The following is a 21318-nucleotide window of genomic DNA, read 5'->3' on the forward strand; positions in this document are numbered from 1 at the left end:
CAACATTTCCAGGAGCTCGGCCCTGTCCAGCCAGCGTCTCCTTTGGCCCGGCTGCACGGGGGCGATGTGGGAGCTGCGCTCCAATACTCGGCGATTCTGCGTTGCGAGCAGAAGCTCACCTCCAGGCTTGAGGGTCTTTGCCAGACGTTCTATGAATGCCTGCTGATCCGCGACGTGCGACAAGACCTCCAAGCACACGACTACGTCGAACCTTTCGCCGAGGTCCAGCTTCATGAAGTCGCCCGCGATGAACGTCGCCTCCGGGACTCTCGCCCGAGCGCGCGTGATCGCTTCATCGGCAAGGTCGGTGCCGACGACGGAACCGTATTGGAGTAGAGCTTTTGCCGTCCAGCCGCTCCCGCAACCTGCGTCCAGTATCCTGAGCCCGCTCCTGCCTTCGAGCCATCGGTGCAACATCTCCATTTGGTCCTTGGATACGTCGCCTTGATCCTGCTCGCGACACTTGTTCCATTCGTTCCAAAACCTGCGCTCGAACTCTATCGGTACGTCCATGTTCCGTTATTTGTAGGGGACGAGAAGCGGCGGGAGTATAGCCCGTCGACCTATGGAGGCGCCAACACCACACTGCTCGGGATGAGTGCCAAGCGACGGCAAGCTCGAAATTTTCGAGCTACCCTATGTCAGGAGTTGTGAGACCGGGAGTATCTAGTGCCGGGAATCGTGGGGATCATAGGCCGAGGCCCGTCCGAGGCATATCAGCGGCAGATCAAGACTATGCTCGCAACAATGATGCACGAGCAAAGCTATGTCGCAGGCACTCACGCTGCTCCCGAGCTCGGCGTTTATGCGGGATGGACGGCTCACGATGAAAGGGAAGCGGCCGCGCGAATCACGTTCGACGATCGCGGCGATCGCGCTCTGATATTCGCCGGCGAGTGCGGTGGCCGCGCGCTGCTGAAAGGCTACGACCGCGACGGAGACGAGTTCGTTACGGCCATCGACGGTTCCTTCGCCGGCATGCTGATCGATCCGTTACAGGGTCGCGCCGTGCTATTCAACGACCGCTTCGGAGCGGAGCGCATTTACTATCACGAGACCAGCAGCGCTCTCTATTTCGCGAGCGAGGCGAAGGCCCTACTGAGCGTACTGCCACAGTTGAGAGCTTTCGACGATGACGGAGTGGTGCAATTTCTCATTTACGGCGCGGCCTTACCGGATCGAACGCTGTTTCGCGATCTCCGCGTAATGCAACCCGGCTCCATTTGGGCTTTCGATGGCCACCTTCCGTTGGCGAGGCGCCTCTATTTCGATCCGAATGCGTGGCGAGAGCTGCCAGAGCTGACGGCCGAGCAGTTTAGAGAGGAGCTCTCCGACGCATTGCAGAGTGCAGTAAAACGCTGCGTAAGCTCGCAAGCTTCCATCGGAATTTCAATAACCGGCGGTCTTGATACCCGCATGGTCATGGCTCTCCTGCCGGAGACCACCCGCACCCCGATCTGTTACACGTTCGTGGGAGTCGAGGGTGAAACACTCGACGCGCGACTCGGGAAGCGGGTAGCGCAGGCGTGTGGACTCGAGCATCATTTGCTACGTGTCGGACCGGATTTCTTGGCGGACTATGGCCATTACGTGGACCGGACTGTATTCGTTACCGATGGCTACGCCGGGGCATTGGGAGCGCATGAGATCTATCTGAACGCAAAAGCAAAGCAACTTGCACCCGTTCGAATGACCGGGAACTTCGGTAGCGAGATTCTCCGAGGTATGTCGACGTTCAAGCCGATCAACCTCGCCGAAGACGTTCTCGATCCTTGTCTGCAATCGCGGCTTGCATCGCTTCGCGAGCGCGATGTTGCGCCCGAGACGCATCCGGTCATCTTTGCAGCATTTCACGAGATTCCGTCGATTCACTACGGCATTCCCGCGGCGGCACGCTCCCAGGTAACGCTGCGTACCCCGTTTATGAGCAATGCCGTCGTGCAGCTCGCGGTGCGCGCTCCCGCCGCCGAGCGGAATTCGCCGTCGGCCTGTGCAGAGCTGGTCGCGCGGCATAATCACGTCCTCGGCCGGATTCCGACGGATCGCGGAGTTTTGCCGGATTCGAAGCTTCGGCCTCGGCCCTGGAGCAGGCTTCTTTCGGAGGTGACGTTCAAGCTCGACTATTTGCACAAGGAAGGGCTGGCGCCGCCTCTAACGAAGCTCGAGCCGGGTTTTCGACTGCTTTCCCATACCAGGTTGCTGGGAGTACACAAGTTCCTACCCTACAGGAACTGGTTCAAGCAGGAGCTCGCGGGCTACGTGGCTAGCGTCCTGAGCGACCCGAGTACGAGGCGAATGTCTTGGTGGAACGGGGCAACGTTGGATCGTATTCTACCGGACCACCAAAAAGGACGGCGAAATTACCTGCGTGAAATACATGCGATTCTTACGCTGGAAGCTGTGCAGCGTCGCCTGATAGGAAGTACCGTTCGCGATCCAGCATGAGACGCGTCAGTGGACGTGGCAAATCGAGTGCGACGAACGAGTCATAATGAGGTCGAGCTGGCTTATGGGTTCGATTCCGCATTGAGCTCGGAGAGAGCTCGGGAAGCAATCGAGTGACCGGATCGCTGCCATGTCGCCGGCATTAGCCAGCCTCCTGACCACGGTATTCATCGCCGGGCTGTTCATTCGGGAATCTCGAAAGGACGACTCGCCGAGCCCGGCCTTATGGATTCCCGTCGCTTGGCTGGTGATAACCGGCTCACGATTCGTTTCACAGTGGCTGGCCCTCGGTCAACCGCAAGAATTCAACGTGACCGACGGGAGTCCGATCGATGCCGCCTTCTTCTTGGCGTGCATGGTCATGTCGGTGGCCGTTCTCGTACGACGGGGTGTCAAGGTCGCGGATGTCGTGCGCTGGAACGGGTGGATGGTTGCATTCCTGGCGTTCGGTCTCATCTCCGTTCTCTGGTCGGACTTTCCCTTCATCGCCTTCAAGCGATGGATCAAGGTGCTGGGCCATCCTCTTGTCGCGCTGGTGATCCTCACGGATCCGAATCCGAAGAAGGCGCTCGTCGTGGTAATGAAGCGATGCGCATTCCTCCTTCTGCCGGTCTCCGTTCTGTTTATCAAGTACTACCCGGAATACGGGCGAGGTTTCGATCCGTGGACCGGCGAGGCTTTCAACAAGGGCGTCGGGATAAACAAGAACTACCTCGGCTACCTCAGCATGGTTTTTGGCCTCTTCTTTTTCTGGTATCTGCTGATCGCTCGAAAACTCGAAGACAACTGGGAAAGACGCAGTGAAATTCTGCTCTCCGCAGGGCTCATCGGCATGGCGCTTTGGCTGCTCCACATGGCCGACAGTGCGACGTCCCTTGCAACGCTGGTGATAGGCGTGGGGATCGTGCTTGCTATGGGTTCGCGTCTAGTGAACAAGCGCTTTGTGGGGACATACGTCGTCGTCACGGTGCTCGCCTGCATTCTTATCGAGGCGACATTTGACGTTTACGACACCGTGATTCAATTGCTGAATCGTGACCCGACGCTTACCGATCGCACCAAGGTGTGGGCGGACGTGATCGCCCTGCAGCCGAACGTATTGCTGGGTACAGGATTCGAGAGCTTTTGGCTAGGTAGCCGCTTGGAGGTGCTTTGGGCGAAGTGGTGGTGGCAACCGAATCAAGCCCACAACGGCTATATCGAAACTTATCTCAACCTCGGATTGATCGGCGTATTTTTACTGGGAGGCCTGCTGATCTCGACGTTTAGGAACATTTGCTCGCAGTTTCTCGAAGACTCGGACATGGCGCGCCTGAGACTCGCCTTTCTGGTCGTTATAGTGTTCTACAACTATACCGAAGCCGCATTCAAAGGAGTTCACTTCATATGGACGATTTTTCATCTGATTGCCGTTAACTATCCGCATTCCGCTCTGCTCGAAGGCGAGAGGAAGAGGGCAGGGCGAAGAATAGCGGGTCAGCTCACGACAATCAGACGCGCAGCCGTACACGGTGGACGCGCGCACGTTTCCCGCTGGGTCAATCCGCCAAGAGGCGAGTGGCGCAAAAGACTTCGATCGACGACGTCCCGCACGCAGACACCGCCTCACTGAACGGCGCGGCAGGAAGCCACTGAGGCAATGCCAGGCCCGTCTCTACACTCGGAGAATAATTGAATAGAGAATTCGGGCCGAGCCGATCCAACGCCTTGACGCATTCGAGGCCTTCGCTGAGGAACTCGGGGAGATTTACCTCGAAGGAAAGGTACGGTACCGGCTCTCGCATCCCGAGAATGACATCGAGCTCGTGCCCCTCGACGTCGATCTTGATGAAAAAAGGGCGGCCGTAAACTTCGATCATGTCGGCGATCGTCGTTGTCTCGACCTCGCGTTGAGCGTTGAAGGTGAGCGTGTGCCCGAACCGGTCGGAGTCGTGCCGCAGCGTATCCACCCATTTGGGGCTCAAGGTGTTCTTTGCGGACCCCGGCTCGTCGATCCACAGTGTCATGTGGCCTTTCTCGCGGCTGACAGCCTTCTGAACGATAGTGACGGGTCTTCTTACCAATCGGAGGCTGCGAAATTTCTGAGTAAGGATTGCATGGTTAGCCGGGTCGGGGTCGACTGCGACGACGCGAGCGCCCAACCGCAAGAAGATGTCGGTCTTGTAGCCGTGGTTAGCCCCGATGTCGTAGATCAGGTCACCTTCAGTGAGACCGCGCAGCAGAGAACGATAGAATTCGACCTCACGGTCGCGCGCGTGCAGTATCTCAGGCTCTGCTATACGCCAATACGCGTCGTAGATACGCGATGCTCGCAATCGATGGTACACGCCGATTGGCTCGAGGACCTTGCGAAGCGCGGTGACGATTCCGCCCATCTGGGCTCCAGACATATCTACTCGAGGAATTGCGGCTAAGCATACCCGATATGCGAACAGCGAGCTTGCGTGCATCTCACAGAATCGGGGACGCTTGTAGTCCCGGCTCTACGAATCGGAAAGCGTGATGCGACGGCTCCCGATCGTTCTTAGATGCAATGACGCTCTGGTGCACCGGGCGCGGTACGTCTTCGACACCCTGCTCATGGCGAGGAGGATCCCGGTTGTCTACGCCGAAGATCCGCCATCCGATGGTCCGTGGCTGCTCTACGCGCCGAAGGAGGAGCTTTGCGACGCCCGGGAGCGGCGGTGTGTTGCCATCGCTCACTTTGCCGAAGCTTGGGATTTCTCTCGCCAACGGGAGGACGAGCAGGCGTCTTTTCATGGCGAGCTGGCTGTGGTTTCCCCGGAATGCGTTGATGCGCCGGAATCGGAGGCGACGATCTCCTTCGATCTCATCGCGAACGCATTTTACTTTCTATCGTCGTGGTCGGAGAGGCGGGCCCAAGAGGAAACGGACTCGCGTGCCCTCTATTCACGGAGCGTATTCCGACGGCGCGGCGTCCCGCAGGATATCGTCGATCAGTATCTAGACCGGCTGATGGAGGCTCTCGATATCGCCTGCTGGCGCGCCGGCGTCGAACCATGGCCTGATCCGGTGTGGCCGGGGAGCTCCGAATACGGCGTCGTGCTTTCGCACGACATCGACTTTGTTCCAAGTGGATTCCTCGATACCGCCAGACAAGGCGCAAAGACCCTTCTTCGTCATTTGATCAGGGAACGCGATGTGTTCGAGGCATTACGAGCCGCGAAGGGTTGGGTTGGCGGCGTTCTTCGCGGTCGTGATGTATATGGTTGCGTGCCTCATATCATCGACGTAGAGAGGCAATCGGGTGTCATGTCTTCGTTCCAAGTAGCTGTCGGACATATGCATCCAAACGATGTGAACTACAGGATCGAGGACGAGGCCGTACTGGCGTATTTGCGCAGAATCGTCGAGGCGGGCTTCGAGGTTTGTTTACACGGGAGCTACCGTTCCACTGAAGTGCCCGAGTGGTACATACGGGAGGTCGAGTTGCTGACGCGCACGCTTGGGCGACCGCTCGGATCTCGGCAGCATTTCCTGTCGTTCGGGTACGACGCGCTCTTCGGGGCTCAGGAGCGAGCGGGCATCGAGTATGACATGTCGATGGGGTTCCCTGATCGCGCCGGTGCGCGAGCAGGTTTTTCCTACCCGTATTTTCCGTACTCGCTGGCGGACGACCGGCCGTACGACGTCGTGGAGATAGCGCTGTTCTATATGGACGTTACGCTGCGCAGCTACATGGGGCTGAAGGCGGGCCGCGCCTGGGAGTTTCTCGAATCCGAGCTCGCGCGGCTGAAGCGAAAGAGAGGATTCGTCTCCGTGGTTTGGCACCCGATTGTCTTCGGAGGAGCTCGTGATCCCGGGTATGACACGCTGTTTTGGAAGCTGATTGACTACGTGCGAAGTACGAACGGGCTTGGTACGGATGGGAGAACGATCAACGCCTACTGGCGTGACAACGCCAGACAATATTCGAGCTTCACGAAGCGAACGGCAGTCGCGTCCTCTGGGGCCGCTGTGTGACGTTAGAAGCACCGGGAGCGAAGTTCATGGCGACAATCCTGATGGCGGCGTATACCAACTATCGGCGAGACCCGCGGGTACGTCGAGAGGCTGAAGCGCTCGTCGAGCTTGGTTACAAAGTGGTCTTCATCGCCAGCCGCCAGCCCGAGCAACCGAACCGTGAGACGATAGCCGGGGTCGAGGTCATCAAGATGCCCCGTCTGAACGATTCTCGTACCTCGGTCGCGATCTACGTACTCGACTATTTGCTCTTCTTTGCGTGTCTGTCTCTGCATCTACTCCGGCACCCGTTTCGTTATGACCTGGTGCACATCAATAACATGCCGGATTTCCTGGTGTTCGCCGCCTGGTGGCAGCGCCTCAGTGGTCGTCCGGTGATTCACGACATCCACGATCTGATGCCCGAGCTGTTCGTGGAGAAATTTCGCTTTGCAGATCGCCATTGGCTCGTACGCGCGCTGAAACTGCAGGAGCGGCTCGCGGGCAGATTCGCCACGGCCGTGTTGACGGTCGAGGATAGACTGCGAGATATCCTTTCGGACCGAGGGATTCCTCGCGCGAAAATTCACGTTCTCATGAACTTGCCGGACGAGCGCATCTTTGCGGCTCGAGCATCTACTGCTACGAAGCCGAAAGGATCCAAGTTCGTGCTGGTATACCACGGCACGTTGGCCCGGCGCTTGGGGCTCGACGTGGCAATTCTCGCGATAGCCGCCGTGGCACGGAGGATCCCGGAGATCGAGATGAGGATCATTGGAGCCGGAGAGGAGCGTGATGCCCTGATCCGGCTTCGTGACGAGCACGGACTGCAGCAGGTCGTTACGTTCAGCGAAGGATTCGTGCCGGTTGAAGATATCCCGCGCATGATAAGAGATGCAGATGTTGGGCTGATACCGCTGCGTGTAGCGGCGGGTACTGACATAATGCTTCCGACGAAGCTGTTGGAGTACGTCAGCATGGGAATCCCTTGTATAGTTCCGCGAACCGGAACCATTAGGCGTTATTTCGACGAGCGAATGGTCAAGTTCTTCGAAGCGGAGAATCCCGATTCGCTCGCGGAGGCTATTCTCGCGCTATACCGGGATCCCTGCATGCGGGTGAGCTTGGCGGAGCAGGCGACAGAACGCTTCGGACGCGCCCACAGATGGACGGAGCACAAGAAGGTATACACAGGCCTTGTCGGGCGGCTTCTGGAAGCGTGACGAGGGCGGGCAGGAGCGCTCCCGCTCCATAGCATTTCGAATAACTACGGAATCACAAAGAGGGCGTATGAAGATCACCGTTGTCGGCGGGGGGCGCATGGGCCTCCCGCTAGCCTGCGTTTTCGGCAAGCATGGCGCGTCAGTCATCGTCAGCGACGTAAGACCCGATCTCGTTGGCCGCATCAACGCAGGGGATTGCCCTTATGAGGAGCCCGGCTTGGCGGGGCTCATGGCGGTCCTTCACCAACAGGGACGCCTTCAAGCGACCACCGACACTACTGCCGCGGCAGCGCAATCGGATGCGATTGTCGTGATAGTTCCAGCGCATTTGACCCGTGATCGTGACATCGATTTCAACATTCTGCGGGCAGCATCTGCAGCCGTGGGCAGGGGGCTCAGGCGCGGTGCTCTCGTCGTTTACGAGACGACCGTCAGTGTAGGAGGTACACGCCGCCATCTGGTCCCCGTGCTCGAGGAAAACAGCGGCATGAAGGCCGGGGCGGACTTTCAGGTTGCATACAGTCCCGAGCGGGTCAAGGCTAACTTGGTGCTTTCCCGGCTGGAATCGACCCCCAAAGTCGTGGGTGGTATCGATGCCGCTTCGCGCCAGTCAGCGATCGCCTTATATGCCAAATATCTTGGGGCTCCGGTAGAGGACGTTGGGACCCTCGAAGCGGCTGAGACGGCCAAGCTCGTCGGCATGCTCTATCGAGATGTGAACATCGCTCTCGCAAACGAGTTGGCGGCGTTTTGCGAGCTCGCCGGGGTCGATTTCGAGCGGATTCGCAAGGCCGCGAATAGCGACGGCGAATCGAGCCTGCTCCTTCCCGGCATCGGCGTCGGAGGTCACTGCACTCCTGTGTATCCGTACTTCCTTACCAAAGCGTCACGGCGGCTGGGGATGAGCCAGCGTATCTCGGAGGCGGCACGCGAGATCAACGATAACCAGCCCGCGAGGCAACTGGAGCGGGTTGCCGAAGCGTGGAAGCCGCTAAAAGGTAAACGAGTTCACCTGCTGGGCCTCGCGTTTCGCCCTGGGGTGAAGGTCGATACATTGAGCCCGGCGTATTCAATGCGAGATCATTTGAACAGGGTTGGTGCAAATATTACGCTGGAGGATCCGTATTACACGGATGAGGAGATCCGATCCGCGGGCTTCGAACCGGGCGGTGTGGAGGGGGCGCAGCTCGTGGTGCTCAACACGGCGCATAAAGAGTTCGCAGCGCCCGACTTTGCGGCTTGGCGACGCGCGGGAGTCGAATGCGTTCTCGACGGACGGAACCTTTGGCAGCGATACGAGGTAGAGGCGACCGGAATTCTCTACTTCGGGATCGGCCGATCTTCTCGCTCGGAGGTAGGATTGACATCCGCGAAAGATGCGCAATACCGGCCGGCACCCGAGAAATCGGGTGCCGATGAAGTCACGCTTCTTTCACCGTCTTGAGAAAAGCCGTTTCAGCTAGCACTCAGTTGACCTGGAGCCCACTCGGCGCTTTAGGCGCGGGCCTATCATCTCTGAGCGGATGAGGATAGGGGTATTTGCGATACCCCGGCTTCGCTTCGAGGAAATAGTCCCGTCCTTCCTGGACGAAGTCATCGGTGTGCAAATTGTTTCCGCATTGATCCGGATCGTAGTCCGAGAGCTGCGGTGTCAGCTGTCCGTCACCGGTGTTATTCCAGATGTACGCCGGTTCGAGGGTCGGGGCGGTGTCGTAGCCTTGGCCAAACTGCCTCGGAACCGGGTACGTCGTCCAGCACGGATAAGGACCTGATCGGCGGCGCAGATTCTGAACGGTCACCATGATCTCGTCCTTGTCGCCCCAGAGCTGGGAACGGATGTCGTCAATCTCGTTGTCGGTAATTACCCACGAGCCGCCTCGAATGTACATGAAATTGTTCAGCGCCAGCGGAAAGTCATACTCCGATCCGCTCGCGGTGAAGATAAACCTGTTGTCGTAGACCTCCGCATGCCGCATGCCATCCGGGCCCGTGTCCGCCCCATGCGAGGCCATGGCCGAGTTGTCGAACGTGTTATGGCGGATTACAACGCGCGCATTTCCGTCGGGATCGATTGCTTGATAGATGATCGCTCGAAAGGTGTTGTCCTCGATGTAGACGTTCTGGTCACCGCCCACATCATCGGTGCCGAAAGTCGAAGGCGTTGTCCACGAAACGTCGAACTCGTTGCTTTCCGCCTTGATGGGCAGACATCCGCTGCCGGCTCCTCCGCGATCGCGTGACTCGAACACGTTGTTCCATATCACGCCTCCACGCGCGCCCCACCGAATGCAGGACACACCGAAGTCTTCAATACGCATGTAAAGATCGTGAACCAGAACGGGTTTGCCGATTCCCTCGACCAATATGTAATGGGCGGGATTCGAAACTGAGCCCGGTAGGAAACGAAATCCGCTGATCTCCACGTTATGACTTTGGTCGGCAAGCACGATGAGGAGATCTCGACTTCCGGCGCTGTGCGTAATCGTAACGCCGCCCACGGACGCGCTGTGCAGATGTATTCCTTTGCCACGGATAGACACGTTGGAAGTCCAGGTGCAACTCCCATTCGGCACGATGACATCGTCGCCATCCGCCGAGCTATCGATAGCGGCCTGGACGTCGGACTGCGAGCAGCTGCCGGCCGTGATCGTATCGCTCCATGAAGGGGCAGCAAATCCCAACCAACTCGCAGCCGCCAGGCTGCTTACGTAAATCGCACGATTCATAGATCGCTCTCTCCGGTCAGGTGTTTGATGTCATACGGTATCTTCTGAAGAAGACCGACGATCCAGTCCACCTCTACTTGGTCGTTGCCGATTATGTTAGGCGTCACATCGGAACGAGCACAGTGCGCGCCGCTTCGGATTAACGACTTGTGGCCCAAGCCGGCAGCGCCGCGGGCGACGCAACGCTCGTATCAGTAAACCGAGCACCAAGCACTATTAGGCGAGGAGATGCGCGATATGTCCATATGTAGAACTTTGGCGACAGTGATTGCTGCCTCTGCGAGCATGGGATAGCGCCTGCGCGCAGCCCATCTCCGTGAACTGTGTCGCAAATTTCGCCGTGACGATGCGGCTCCAGGGCGCAATCGTCGGAGGGTAAAGCCGGCGCTGATGCTCGCGAACGTTAAGACCGCGGTGGCACCTCGCGACGTTTATGATGCCGCTGCGAAGTCGGCAGCAGCGAGCTCCGCTACAACCCCGGCGACTATTTCGCACTGTTCGGACGTGAGCTCCGGAAACATCGGAAGGGAGAGCACCTCGTCGGCCGCACGCTCCGAGTGCGGAAAGTCGCCGGCCCTATAACCGAGATTCGAGTACGCGTCGAGCAGGTGCACCGGGAACGGGTAGTGAATACCGGTCTGAATGCCTTTCGCATTCATCGCCGCCTGCCAGGCTTCCCTATTCGGCGAACGGATTGCGTACACGTGGTAGACGTGCCGCTGGTATGGCTTCGCTTGCGGAACGACGACCCCTGTCCCGTCCAGCAAGCGATCGTAATGTGCCGCAGCCCTACGCCGCCCTTCGGTCCACGCTTCGAGATGCCGCAGCTTCACTCGCAATACTGCGCCCTGGATCCCCTCGAGGCGGTAGTTGTAACCTTTCAACACATGGTGGTATTTCTTTTCCGCACCCCAGTCCCGGAGCATTCGCACTCGCTTGGCCAGCTCCGGATCGTTGGTCACCACCATACCACCTTCGCCGTACGCGCCTAGATTCTTCCCGGGGTAGAAGCTGAAGGCGGCCAGGTCGCCGAAGCTTCCTGCACGCCTACCCCGATATTCCGCGCCGTGTGCCTGACAAGCGTCCTCGATGACGACTAGGCCGTGCTCGCGGGCCACCGCCAGAATCGGATCCATTTCTGCCATCAGGCCATGCAGGTGCACGGGAATCACGGCTCGCGTCCGTGGTGTTATGGCGGCTTCGAGGCGAGCCGGATCCATGTTGTAGGTGTCTGGATCGATGTCGACGAAGACAGGTCGGGCGCCCGCATACTCGATGGCAGCTACGGTAGCCACGAATGTGAAAGGCACCGTAATGACCTCGTCGCCGGGTCCGATTCCCGCAGCGAGCAACGAGAGGTGCAGAGCGCTCGTCCCGGAATTCACGCCGATTCCGAACTGAGCTCCGCAGTAAGTCGCGAATTCCTCCTCGAACTTCGCTACTTCCGGACCCAAGATGTAGCCGGCCGTGTCCAGCACGCCCTGAATTGCTGCGTCGACCTCCGATTTGATGCTGGCGTATTGGGCTTTGAGGTCCAGGAATGGGATCACGATGCCTTCCTCTTCTGGATGTACACGGTCTCACCGCGACCCCGCATAGAGCTGGTAGCCGCCTCGATGATTTCGACGACCCGCAGGCCGAGCTCACCGTCAGTCTCGGGTGTCGTATCGTTCCGGATGCATTCTATGAAGTGTTCGCCTTCGACGCGGAGAGCTTCCGTAGTGGGCAGCTTGGGCGCCCACATGTCTCCCGTGCGGTATCCCACACGCATCTCGTGAATACGTTCCGGGTCGTCGGTGAAGTTGACGCCGGAATCGTAAACGCGGATCTTCTCGCTCGGCTCTAGATCGTTGTACACGATCATCTTTTCGCTGCCGCCCAGCAAGATTTGGCGGACCTTCACCGGCGCCAGCCAGCTTACATTGCAGTGAGCGATAGTGCCGCTCTCATAAAACAGCGAGATGTAGGCGAGATTCTCCGGGGTGCCTGGAAAATGGTTGCCGCCGCTTGCGGAAACGGCGATCGGGTGCTCGTGCAGCAGATAGTCGAGGATTGCGAAATCGTGTACCGCGAGGTCCGAGATGACGTTTACATCCCGTTGGAAGAGGCCAAGGTTGATGCGGATCGAGTCGTAGTAAAAGATCTTCCCCAGCTCGTCACTGCGCACGATCTCGCCCATCTTGCGAATTGCGCCGGTATAAATGAACGTGTGATCCACGAGCAGCACGCGCTTTCGCTTCGCGGCTTCTTCAACGAGCTTGTTGGCCTGAAACGAGGTTTCCGCCATAGGCTTTTCCAGCCACAGGTGCTTGCCCGCCTTGAGAGCTGCCATGCCCAGCTCGAAGTGCGTATGCACCGGTGTGGCTACGGCTATTGCGTCGATGGACGTGTCCTCGAGCAGATCCTGAAAGCGCGTCGTCGTGACGGCAGTGGGGTATCGCTTGTTGACCAACTCTAGCTTTCGGGTATCGAGGTCTGCCACTGCTGCAACGTTTGCGCCGTCCACTTCAGCGAAGTTTCGAACCAAATTCGGGCCCCAATACCCATAACCGATAACACCGATGTTGATCATGTTCTCTTCCGTTCGTTTTGGCTATGACGAGTATCGCCGATCACGCGTGCCGGGACGCCGGCGACGATGGCGTATGGCGGGACATCGCGAGTGACCACAGCGCCTGCTCCGACGAGCGCTCCTTCACCTATCGTGATGCCGGCAAGGATCGTTGCGTTCGATCCGATCGACGCACGTCGCTCGACGCGTGTCTCTACGACATTCCAGTCGGCTTCCGTCTGCGCGGAGCCGTCCTCGTTCGTGGCCCGTGGGTAGATATCGTTTGTGAACATGACGCCGTGGCCGATGAAGACCTCATCTGCGATGCGGACGCCTTCGCAAATGAACGTATGCGAAGAGATCTTGCAGCGTGCCCCGACGAACGCGTTCTTCTGTATCTCCACGAATGCGCCGATTTTCGAGTCTTCTCCAATCGTGCAGCCGTAGAGGTTGACAAGGGACGGGTGAAATATTTTTACGTTGCGGCCGAGAGATACCGACTCGGTGATGGCCATCGATGTTGATCCTTATTTGAGTACCTCGGAGTACCAGCCGAGTTTCCGCGCAACGATACCATGAGGGAACGCGACTCGCGTGCATCTACGACGATTGGCAACCAGCTATGACGTGCAGCCGGGTAGCACGATCCCGCAACGAGCTCGCGCCGTACACGCGTGGCAAGACGATGCCCGACGGGCACAGCGGTGACGCTGAGATCGCTCCCCCAACTTGCTGGAACGTCTTTAATCGAGATGCGGATTTGATCATGTTTGTCGATGCGAGGGCGTGACGAGGGTCGGATTTTGTGTTTGCGAATCCGGCGGTACTACTTCGACGAGTGCGCGATACGGATGCCGCGGGTGGGAGGCGGATCGACTCGTTGCTCCGCTTATCCTTCCGCAGAGATTTCCGACTTATCTTCTTGTGGAGGTTGGCAGTGTTCGGCCTTTGACCCGCATCCGCCGCCGGTCCTTCGGAGTCTTTTCATTGCTCGGATCTTGACCTTTTCGGCTTCCTGGCCGTCCTCGATTAGCGACAAATTGCATCGCTACGCGAAATGCGTCACAACTCACGAGCATGGGGGGGCCGTAAGTGCCTTCGATGCCCGATACTCACAAATTGAAGGGCAGACGAAGTGATCCCGCGATTGCTCGAAGGGTACGGCTCTGAATCACTGGACCGAAAATCCAGCTGCGTCGGCAGCGGATTCCAAAGAGTGCTACAAAGGCGAAGGAAGAGGGTAGATATATGATGACGTGTCGAGTTCATGCGGCGGGGATCACGTTTATCGTGGGTTCCCTCTTTAGCATGGCGGCTTATTCACAGAGTCTGCCTCCGCTCCCGGAGGGGAATGCCGGCATTGCTGCGTCCTACCCGAACGACGCCGGCATCACTTCGGACGATGAGGTCTTGTTCGCCGATGGATTCGAATATGACTCGCCAAACCAATTCGTAAGCGAGGGCGACTACTACGGATACTATCAGCAGTCGAACTTCGCTCTCGACGAATCCGTCCATTTCGGCGGTTCGAAGGCCTTGAGAATCAGAATGCCGGCGAGCGGCGGCGAAGTCTCGAATGCTCTCGTAAGGAACATTAGTCCCTCCGATGTGCTGTTCATGCGGGTATACGCACGCTTTCAGGAGGACTATCAGGGAATCAGCTTTGCCCACAACGGATTGCGCATAACGGGCAACTACTCGGGGCCCGGTAGTAGACCGGATGGTACCGATTTCTTTTTGGTGAATATTGAAAACTCTACGATATTCTCAGAACAGGAGCCAGGCTACACACACGCTTACGTTTACCATCCCGAGCAGGATGATGTGTACGGGGAGCATTGGTATCCGGACGGAACAACGAGCAACGGATCTCAATCCTTCGGAGAGAACTTCGTTCCCAGGCCGAACGTCGTTCCGGCTCGCGGCGAATGGATCTGCTACGAGGTGATGGTGAAGTTGAACACTCCGGGGAGCAGAGACGGTCGCGTTGCCGTTTGGCAAGACGGAGAGCTCATCGCGGACTGGCCGAACATTCGGTTCCGAGACGTCGAGTCACTCAAGATCGATCAAATTCAACTCGAGAACGGAGGGCAGTCGTCGTCCCAGCGAAACGACAAGTGGTATGACAATCTGGTGATTGCAACGTCGTATATCGGTCCGATGAACACAGGTAGTGCCGTCGCGCTCCCGAAGGCGCCGACCGATCTTCGAGCGGAATGACATTGAAACTTGAGAGGATGTCGTAAACGCCATCAAAGCGGGCGGACTCTTACGAGCCGGGGGCATCGCGAGGTACCCGCGACTCCCCTGGTTGACCCGCGCTTCTGCTCTCCCTAGACTTCTTCGCCTCGCGGCGGTGCACGGGGCCATAGCTCAGCTGGGAGAGCGCTACAATGGCATTGTAGAGGTCGCCGGTTCGATCCCGGCTGGCTCCACCATCCCTCCGCCCACAGGAGCATAAGCTCTGAAGCCGAGAGGGGAGCGCAGGCATCATAGCGTTACGCGGAAGCGGACACATCCAGCGCCAGCTCTGCAGTGACTCGAGACCAGGGAACGGAAATCACACCCCGGTCGTCGCGGTCGACCAAACCCGCACCGACGAGTGCCATAACGTCGGCGTGGACACCGCGGTAGTCCCGGCCGAGAGTCCGCGCCAGTGCCCGGATGGACGACGGTCCGCATCCGCGCAGCGCGCGCAGCAGCCTCCAGCGGTTGGGCGTGAGAATCCTCAAGAACGTTTCCATGCTCTCGAACGCGATTCGGGCCGCCTGCCGCTCACGTTCTCCGCGATCCATCCTTTCGGCCATCGCCATTGTGTCGTCGACCAACCGATCCAGCGTTTCGACGTGCAGCTCGACTTCCTTCACGTTCGATCTCCTTCCTCACGTCCTGCCAAAAATCAGCAAGACAACTTCGGTAGGTCGTGAATCGATAGGCTCTTTCCCGCCCGCGATAATGACGGCGATCTTCATTCCCGGCCTCATTGTCGTATCCAACGATCCGTTCACCGGCCCTCCCGTAGTAGAGGGAGTACCTGAGGCCGTGGGGCCATTCTTTCGTTTCCTCCGGCAACTGCCAGATCCTGATCTGCACGATTGCGCCGCTGTCCATAAGAAGCGTGCGGTCCTCGATCAGGATGGTGCCGGGCATATGTAGAATCTAGCATATGCCGTGAATAGCATCAGCTGCCTGTTGCAGCGTCAGCGACGCGCTGCTCTCTCGGTCACGGCTCCGCAGAGACCGCGTATGCGCCGCAACGTGCTCGAGCAGGCCGTGCCGGCGAGCTGGAAAATCGCACCAGTGCGCGCAAGAAGCGACCGGGTTCTCGGAAAAATCAGCTTTGTGAACCGTGGCTTGCGGGAAGCCTCGGCGATCGGGCGCCTCCCTCGGCAGCTTGACCCCCTGGTGCCTGCTCCCTAGACTTCCGCGTCTGATCCAGGGGGCGTGTACCCCCGCATCGATAGCCGCGCCACACGTCCCCATCGTCTAGAGGCCTAGGACACTGCCCTTTCACGGCAGCAACGGGGGTTCGAATCCCCCTGGGGACGCCAGAGATGTACGAGTGCCTGCGTGACGTCGCGCGGCTCCGCTACCGCTCCGTCGCCGCGTGCCCGTCGATATATGCGATCCCCCGGTCGATCCGCTTCAACGCCCGCTCACGGCCCACCAGGACGAGCGTGACGCCGATGCCCGGCGACGCGGCCTGCCCCGTGATCGCGACGCGGAGCGGCTGCGCGACCTTGCCGAGCTTCAGCCCGAGCCGCTCCGCCACGGCCTTGACGGCGTCCTCGGTCGCGCGGTCCGACCACTCCGGCACACCGTCCAACGCCTCCCGCAGCGCCACGAGCACCTCGCGCGCAGCCGGCTTCAAATGCGCTTGCGCGGCCTTCGCGTCGAGCTCCTCGTACTCCTCGTAATAGCAGTGCGCGCGCTCGGCCATGTCGACCATCGTCTGGCTGCGCTCGCGCAGCGCCTCGACGGTCAGCTCGAGCGGCGGGCCGTTCGCCGGATCGAGCCCCTGCCGCCGCAAGTGCTCCGCGAGCAACGGGCCGAGCCGCTCGACCGGAGCCCGCTGAATGTGCTGCTGGTTCACCCACAAGAGCTTCGCCGGATCGAAGCTCGCCGCCGAGCGGCTCACTCTGTCGAGGTCGAACAGCCGAGTCAGCTCGTCGACGGAAAAGATTTCCTGATCGCCGTGCGACCACCCGAGGCGGGCCAGATAGTTCAGCATCGCCTCCGGCAGAAAACCCATCTCGCGGTACTCGAGCACGTTGACGGCGCCGTGGCGCTTCGAGAGCTTCGCGCCGTCGGGGCCGTGGATCATCGGCAAGTGCGCGTACGCCGGCGGCTCCGCGCCGAGCGCGCGAAAGATGTTGATCTGCCGCGGCGTGTTGTTGACGTGGTCGTCGCCGCGGATCACGTGCGTGATCCGCATGTCGATGTCGTCGACGACGACCGTGAAGTTGTAGGTCGGCGTGCCGTCGGAGCGCGCGATCACGAGGTCGTCGAGCTCGGCGTTGTCGAAGACGATCCGCCCCTTCACGAGATCGTCGAGCACGACCTCGCCGTCGAGGGGATTCTTGAAGCGCACGGTGGGCGCGACGTCCGGGCGAACGCGGTCGCCGGCTCGGCAGCGCCCGTCGTAGCGGGGCTTTTCGCCGCGCGCCTGCGCTTCCGCGCGCATCGCGTCGATTTCCTCGCGGGTGCAGTAGCAGCGATAAGCCTGGCCCACGTCGAGCAGGCGGCCGACGACCTCGCGGTAGCGATCGAAGCGCTGCGTCTGATAGATCGGCCCCTCGTCGGCGTCGAGACCGAGCCACGCGAGCCCTTCGAGAATCGCGTCGACCGCGGCCTGCGTCGAGCGCTCGCGATCCGTGTCCTCGATGCGCAGGATGAAGTCCCCGCCGTGACGGCGCGCGTAGAGCCACGCGTAGAGCGCTGTTCTCACGCTGCCGATGTGAAGAAACCCGGTGGGACTCGGGGCGAAGCGGGTACGTACGCGGTCGATCATCGAGAATCCATTCATTCAAGAGCGACGTTTGGCCGGCCATGCGGCTTCGCCCGTCTTGGCGGCGGCCGCGCGACGCGCGCGAGGCGTCCTCGGCGTGCGGCGGTGTTCGTTGGACGACCGCGCCGGGCAGCGTATTGTTCCATACATATTAGATGTGCCGTCGAGAGGCGCGCGCCGGGAGGCGAACACGCCGGTCGCTGCCGCTGCGTCGGCCGAGGACGTCTGCGATGATTCCGCCTCTCTTCGGCCTCGTCCTCGCCGGCGGCGAGAGTCGGCGGATGGGACGCGACAAAGGCGCGCTGGTTTACCACGCGGAGCCGCAGGCTGTCCACGCGTGGCGTTTGCTCGGCCGAGTCTGCGGGCGGGCTTACGTCTCGACCACTGCGCGCCGGGCAGCCACGGCGCCGTATGCCGATCTGCCGCTGATCGTCGACGACGAGGAGGGGCGCGGGCCCGCGGGCGGCCTGCTCGCGGCGTGGCGGCGGCATCCGGACGCGGCGTGGCTCGTGCTCGCGGTCGATCTGCCGCTCGCGGACGAGCGCTTCCTTCGCGAGCTCGTCGCGGCGCGCGATCCGGAAGCTGCGGCGACCGCTTTCGTCCACGAGGACGGGTCGATCGAGCCGCTCTGCACGATCTGGGAGCCGTCCGCTCGGGAGCCGCTGGCGGCCGAGATGCGCGGCGGGCGCGCGTCGCCGCGCCGGGTTCTCGAGAGCCGCGTCGTGGCCCTCGTCGAGCCCGCGGACCCGGCGAAGCTTCGGAGCGCGAACGCGCCGGAAGAGCACGCGGCGGCTCTTCGCGCGCTCGGCAAGGCGCCCGAAGGCGCGGGCTTTTAGCCTGCAACCAAGTGTGAGACGATGGAAGTGTGTCGCCGAGGCCGCACGGGCCCTACAGCAACAAGGAAGGCGCAGCGCGAAGGCTCGCGCGCGAAGACCGGTCCGAAGAACACGAGCGAGGTCATGGCCGCGGACCACCAAGACTCCCGCGCCGAAGGGGCGTCGGCGGATGCCGGCAGCACCGGGTCGTCGCGCCGCGCCGATCTGATTCCCGGATCCCTCGCGTCCCTCGACAGCACTCTTCCGCCGACGCCGCTCAAAGACCTGCTCGCGGCGGACGGCGCGAGCATCTACGTTCTCTCCGCCGACGCGGAGCTCCTCCAGGCCGTCCAGCAGGCGGGCGGCGAGCAGTATCCGATCTATCCGGTCCCCGGTTGGCGTGAGCTCACGAAGGCGGTCGACGAGGGACGCACCCGCATCGTCCTGCTGGACAACGACGCCGTCGCGGGGTCCCTTGCGGACGCGCTGGCCGAGCTCGAAGCGATGGCGCCGCTGGTCGTGATCGTCGCGGCGAAGCGGGACGATGCGCAGTCGCTGATGGGGCTTCTGTCCGACCGCAAGATTCACCGCTTGCTGATCAAGCCCGCGGCCCACGGGATCACCCGGCTGCTGCTCGAGTCCGCAGTCAGCCGCTACTTGCAGCTTCGCGACACGATGGCGCCTCGCCGTCCTGCGCTGCCCCTCGAGGAAGCGCCGCGGCGCAGCGCGCGCGGCGCAAGGACGATTTGGCCGGTATGGCTCCTTGCGACCGCGCTCGCGTCGTTGCTGCTCGGCGCGGTCGTCGTCGGCGAGCTCGCCGGATGGCGGCTGCCGAATCTCGGCGGGCGGGCCGGCACTGTGGGCGCGCCCGAAACGACGTCGGCAGCGGCGCTCCGCGGCGCACTCCCGGAAGGCGAGATCGGCGACCGGGGCGCGGTCGAGGTCGGGCGCGCGGACCAGGTCGGGCCCGGCGGCGGATCGAGCGGCGCCGTTGCCGGCGCGGCGACGGACGGGACCGGCACGGCCCGGACGGCTGCGTCGACGGAAGCCGGAACCTCGGCGGCGGAGACCGGAGCGGCCGAGACGGCCGCCGCGACAGGCGTCGGGGCGTCCCGGACGGCGGGCGACGGAACGACCGCGGCGGCGGGCGGGGCCACCGAGGGCTCGGCCGGGCCGACCGAGGCGGCGCCCACCGGGACGGTCGAGACGCGCGTCGCCGCGGCGGCTCCGGCGGTCGAGGCGGCCGCGACGGCGAACGCGAGTAGCGCGGATGCTACCGCCCGGGTCGAGACCGGGGCGCTCGACGACGTGTCGGACGCGGCCCCGGCCGCGCAGCCGGGCGTCGCCGCGACCCGCTCCCCGGAGCTCCAAAGCCTGCTGACGCTCGCCTCGGCGCGCCTCGCGCGCGGGCAGCTCCTGCTCCCGGAAGGGGATAGCGCTCGGGCGTATCTCGAGCGCGCAGCCGCGATGAGCCCCAACGATTCGCTCGTGCTCGAGCTGCAAGAGGATCTGGCCGGGGCCGTCGTGGCCTCGGCGCGCCTCGCGCTCGGCCGCGGCGACCTCGAGGCCGCGCAGGCGCAGGCAGAGCAAGCATCCCGCCTCGGCGCCGACCGCGACGCGTTGGCGGTCCTCGACGCCGAGCTCCAGGCGGCGCTCCGTAACCGCTCGGTCGCTCGGCAGGCCGAGCTGCTCGCGAGCGCGCGATCGGCGCTGGCCGACGGCCGGCTGATCGCACCGCCCGAGGACAGTGCCCGCGGCTACCTCGACGCGCTGGCCGAGCAGAATGCCGCGCTGCCCGGTCTCGAGGACGTTCGCCAAAGGTTCCGCGATGCGGTGGCGTCGCGGGCGCGCGGGGCGATCGAGGCGGGCGAGTGGACCGAGGCCGACGAGTGGATCGCGGCGCTCGGCGAGGTCGACGCCGCGCTCGCGGAGACGATCGGCGCCGAGCGCCTGCAGGCGGAATTTCTCGCGACGCCGGCTCCGGCCGGCACGCTGCGCCTGCTCGAGTCCCCCCCCGCCGTTTATCCCCCGCAGGCGCTGCGCACCGAGCTCGAGGGGTGGGTCGACGTCGATTTCGTCGTCGATACCGAGGGTCGGGCCCGCGACATCACCGTGGTCGAAAGCACGCCCGGCGAACGCTTCAATGAGGCGGCGATCGAGATGATCGCGGGGCAGCGCTACGAGCCGTTCGAGCTCGACGGACGGCGTTACGAACGGCGGCTCCGGGTTCGCGTCCGCTTCACGCTGGATTGACGGGCGCCCCCCGCGCCCAAAGTGTTGCACAAATACAACATTTTGGGGCTTACCGCGCGAAGTTCCGGCCGATTTCAGCCGCCTGAACGTTAACTCTCTGTTAATAAAAGACTTGCTTCGACGGCCTTGGCGGACGGGCCGGGGCCGGGTATCCTCCTGCCACACCGTTAGGACGGCCCACCTTTTCCTCTTGGGGGCGCGCTGCCGGGCTGGGGCCTGTCGGAAGCCATGGGTAGTCCCGCGTGTCGGCGGAGGTTTCCGGGCATCAGTGATGGCAGCGTCGCCCTCTTTTCGTTCGCACACTCGATCGAAGCCGTGAACGTCGCAACCGCGA

General features: G+C 61.5%; 17 protein-coding genes and 2 tRNA genes. 10 read left to right on the forward strand and 9 right to left on the reverse strand.

Annotated features, from left to right (window positions below; genetic code table 11):
- On the reverse strand, positions 1 to 513 hold a 513-nt coding region (locus VF329_07380), incomplete at its 3' end, for a class I SAM-dependent methyltransferase (GenBank protein HEX7080818.1).
- A gap of 156 nt (positions 514 to 669) precedes the next feature.
- On the opposite strand from VF329_07380, the gene VF329_07385 reads away from it, so the two are divergent.
- Positions 670 to 2445 (forward strand): asparagine synthase-related protein, encoded by a 1776-nt coding sequence (locus VF329_07385; protein HEX7080819.1) that lies wholly within the window; start codon positions 670 to 672, stop codon positions 2443 to 2445.
- A 130-nt stretch (positions 2446 to 2575) separates the two neighbouring features.
- Positions 2576 to 4057, forward strand: a complete 1482-nt coding sequence (locus VF329_07390; protein HEX7080820.1) for an O-antigen ligase family protein — start codon at positions 2576 to 2578, stop codon at positions 4055 to 4057.
- On the opposite strand, the gene VF329_07395 is transcribed toward VF329_07390, so the two are convergent.
- Complete coding sequence (locus VF329_07395; protein ID HEX7080821.1) at positions 3984 to 4820, reverse strand: FkbM family methyltransferase; 837 nt, start codon at positions 4818 to 4820, stop codon at positions 3984 to 3986. The genes VF329_07390 and VF329_07395 overlap by 74 nt on opposite strands.
- 127 nt (positions 4821 to 4947) lie before the next feature.
- On the opposite strand from VF329_07395, the gene VF329_07400 reads away from it, so the two are divergent.
- From VF329_07400 to VF329_07410, 3 genes are all read left to right on the forward strand, one after another.
- The gene (locus tag VF329_07400; protein ID HEX7080822.1) at positions 4948 to 6429 is read left to right on the forward strand and encodes a polysaccharide deacetylase family protein; all 1482 of its coding nucleotides are present in this window, start codon (positions 4948 to 4950) and stop codon (positions 6427 to 6429) included.
- 26 nt (positions 6430 to 6455) lie between these two features.
- The gene (locus VF329_07405; GenBank protein HEX7080823.1) at positions 6456 to 7631 is read left to right on the forward strand and encodes a glycosyltransferase family 4 protein; all 1176 of its coding nucleotides are present in this window, start codon (positions 6456 to 6458) and stop codon (positions 7629 to 7631) included.
- Between the two features lie 67 nt (positions 7632 to 7698).
- The gene (locus VF329_07410; GenBank protein ID HEX7080824.1) at positions 7699 to 9075 is read left to right on the forward strand and encodes a nucleotide sugar dehydrogenase; all 1377 of its coding nucleotides are present in this window, start codon (positions 7699 to 7701) and stop codon (positions 9073 to 9075) included.
- Positions 9076 to 9097: 22 nt separating this feature from the next.
- Here the strand turns inward: VF329_07410 and VF329_07415 are convergent, their stop codons facing one another.
- The 4 genes from VF329_07415 to VF329_07430 form a co-directional block, all read right to left on the reverse strand.
- Entirely contained in the window at positions 9098 to 10357 is a 1260-nt protein-coding gene (locus VF329_07415) for a hypothetical protein (GenBank protein ID HEX7080825.1), read from the reverse strand.
- Positions 10358 to 10788: 431 nt separating this feature from the next.
- Complete coding sequence (locus tag VF329_07420) at positions 10789 to 11907, reverse strand: DegT/DnrJ/EryC1/StrS family aminotransferase (GenBank protein ID HEX7080826.1); 1119 nt, start codon at positions 11905 to 11907, stop codon at positions 10789 to 10791.
- On the reverse strand, positions 11904 to 12929 hold the full coding sequence (locus VF329_07425; protein ID HEX7080827.1) for a Gfo/Idh/MocA family oxidoreductase: 1026 nt from the start codon (positions 12927 to 12929) through the stop codon (positions 11904 to 11906). The genes VF329_07420 and VF329_07425 overlap by 4 nt, the downstream gene beginning before the upstream one ends.
- Positions 12926 to 13423 (reverse strand): acyltransferase, encoded by a 498-nt coding sequence (locus VF329_07430; GenBank protein ID HEX7080828.1) that lies wholly within the window; start codon positions 13421 to 13423, stop codon positions 12926 to 12928. Before VF329_07430 ends, VF329_07425 begins: the two co-directional genes overlap by 4 nt.
- 775 nt (positions 13424 to 14198) lie before the next feature.
- Here VF329_07430 and VF329_07435 point away from each other — a divergent pair.
- Positions 14199 to 15128: a hypothetical protein gene (locus VF329_07435; GenBank protein HEX7080829.1), complete on the forward strand. Its 930-nt coding sequence runs from the start codon at positions 14199 to 14201 to the stop codon at positions 15126 to 15128.
- Between the two features lie 142 nt (positions 15129 to 15270).
- Positions 15271 to 15346 (forward strand) — tRNA-Ala (locus VF329_07440).
- Between the two features lie 60 nt (positions 15347 to 15406).
- Here the strand turns inward: VF329_07440 and VF329_07445 are convergent.
- Both VF329_07445 and VF329_07450 read right to left on the reverse strand, forming a co-directional pair.
- Positions 15407 to 15775 carry a hypothetical protein gene (locus VF329_07445; GenBank protein HEX7080830.1) on the reverse strand — a complete coding sequence of 123 codons (369 nt, stop codon included), beginning with the start codon at positions 15773 to 15775 and terminating at the stop codon, positions 15407 to 15409.
- Entirely contained in the window at positions 15684 to 16058 is a 375-nt protein-coding gene (locus tag VF329_07450) for a DUF6516 family protein (GenBank protein HEX7080831.1), read from the reverse strand. The genes VF329_07445 and VF329_07450 overlap by 92 nt, the downstream gene beginning before the upstream one ends.
- Before the next feature lie 325 nt (positions 16059 to 16383).
- On the opposite strand from VF329_07450, the gene VF329_07455 reads away from it, so the two are divergent.
- A tRNA-Glu gene (locus tag VF329_07455) sits at positions 16384 to 16459 on the forward strand.
- 38 nt (positions 16460 to 16497) lie between these two features.
- Here the strand turns inward: VF329_07455 and gltX are convergent.
- Positions 16498 to 17919 carry a glutamate--tRNA ligase gene (gltX, locus tag VF329_07460; protein HEX7080832.1) on the reverse strand — a complete coding sequence of 474 codons (1422 nt, stop codon included), beginning with the start codon at positions 17917 to 17919 and terminating at the stop codon, positions 16498 to 16500.
- Positions 17920 to 18146: 227 nt separating this feature from the next.
- Between gltX and VF329_07465 the strand changes: the two genes are divergently transcribed.
- Positions 18147 to 18752: an NTP transferase domain-containing protein gene (locus VF329_07465; GenBank protein HEX7080833.1), complete on the forward strand. Its 606-nt coding sequence runs from the start codon at positions 18147 to 18149 to the stop codon at positions 18750 to 18752.
- Positions 18753 to 18773: 21 nt separating this feature from the next.
- Complete coding sequence (locus VF329_07470; GenBank protein ID HEX7080834.1) at positions 18774 to 20984, forward strand: energy transducer TonB; 2211 nt, start codon at positions 18774 to 18776, stop codon at positions 20982 to 20984.
- The last annotated feature ends 334 nt before the right edge of the window (positions 20985 to 21318 follow it).

Source organism: Gammaproteobacteria bacterium (assembly GCA_036381015.1).
Classification (GTDB): Bacteria; Pseudomonadota; Gammaproteobacteria; order Steroidobacterales; family Rariloculaceae; genus ZC4RG20.

Coding starts and splice junctions, on each gene's coding strand:
- VF329_07390 (HEX7080820.1), top strand. CDS start 2,576: ATGTCGCCGGCATTAGCCAGCCTCCTGACCACGGTATTCATCGCCGGG.
- VF329_07395 (HEX7080821.1), bottom strand. CDS start 4,820: ATGGGCGGAATCGTCACCGCGCTTCGCAAGGTCCTCGAGCCAATCGGC.
- VF329_07400 (HEX7080822.1), top strand. CDS start 4,948: ATGCGACGGCTCCCGATCGTTCTTAGATGCAATGACGCTCTGGTGCAC.
- VF329_07405 (HEX7080823.1), top strand. CDS start 6,456: ATGGCGACAATCCTGATGGCGGCGTATACCAACTATCGGCGAGACCCG.
- VF329_07410 (HEX7080824.1), top strand. CDS start 7,699: ATGAAGATCACCGTTGTCGGCGGGGGGCGCATGGGCCTCCCGCTAGCC.
- VF329_07415 (HEX7080825.1), bottom strand. CDS start 10,357: ATGAATCGTGCGATTTACGTAAGCAGCCTGGCGGCTGCGAGTTGGTTG.
- VF329_07425 (HEX7080827.1), bottom strand. CDS start 12,929: ATGATCAACATCGGTGTTATCGGTTATGGGTATTGGGGCCCGAATTTG.
- VF329_07430 (HEX7080828.1), bottom strand. CDS start 13,423: ATGGCCATCACCGAGTCGGTATCTCTCGGCCGCAACGTAAAAATATTT.
- VF329_07450 (HEX7080831.1), bottom strand. CDS start 16,058: ATGCCCGGCACCATCCTGATCGAGGACCGCACGCTTCTTATGGACAGC.
- gltX (HEX7080832.1), bottom strand. CDS start 17,919: ATGATCGACCGCGTACGTACCCGCTTCGCCCCGAGTCCCACCGGGTTT.
- VF329_07465 (HEX7080833.1), top strand. CDS start 18,147: ATGATTCCGCCTCTCTTCGGCCTCGTCCTCGCCGGCGGCGAGAGTCGG.
- VF329_07470 (HEX7080834.1), top strand. CDS start 18,774: ATGGAAGTGTGTCGCCGAGGCCGCACGGGCCCTACAGCAACAAGGAAG.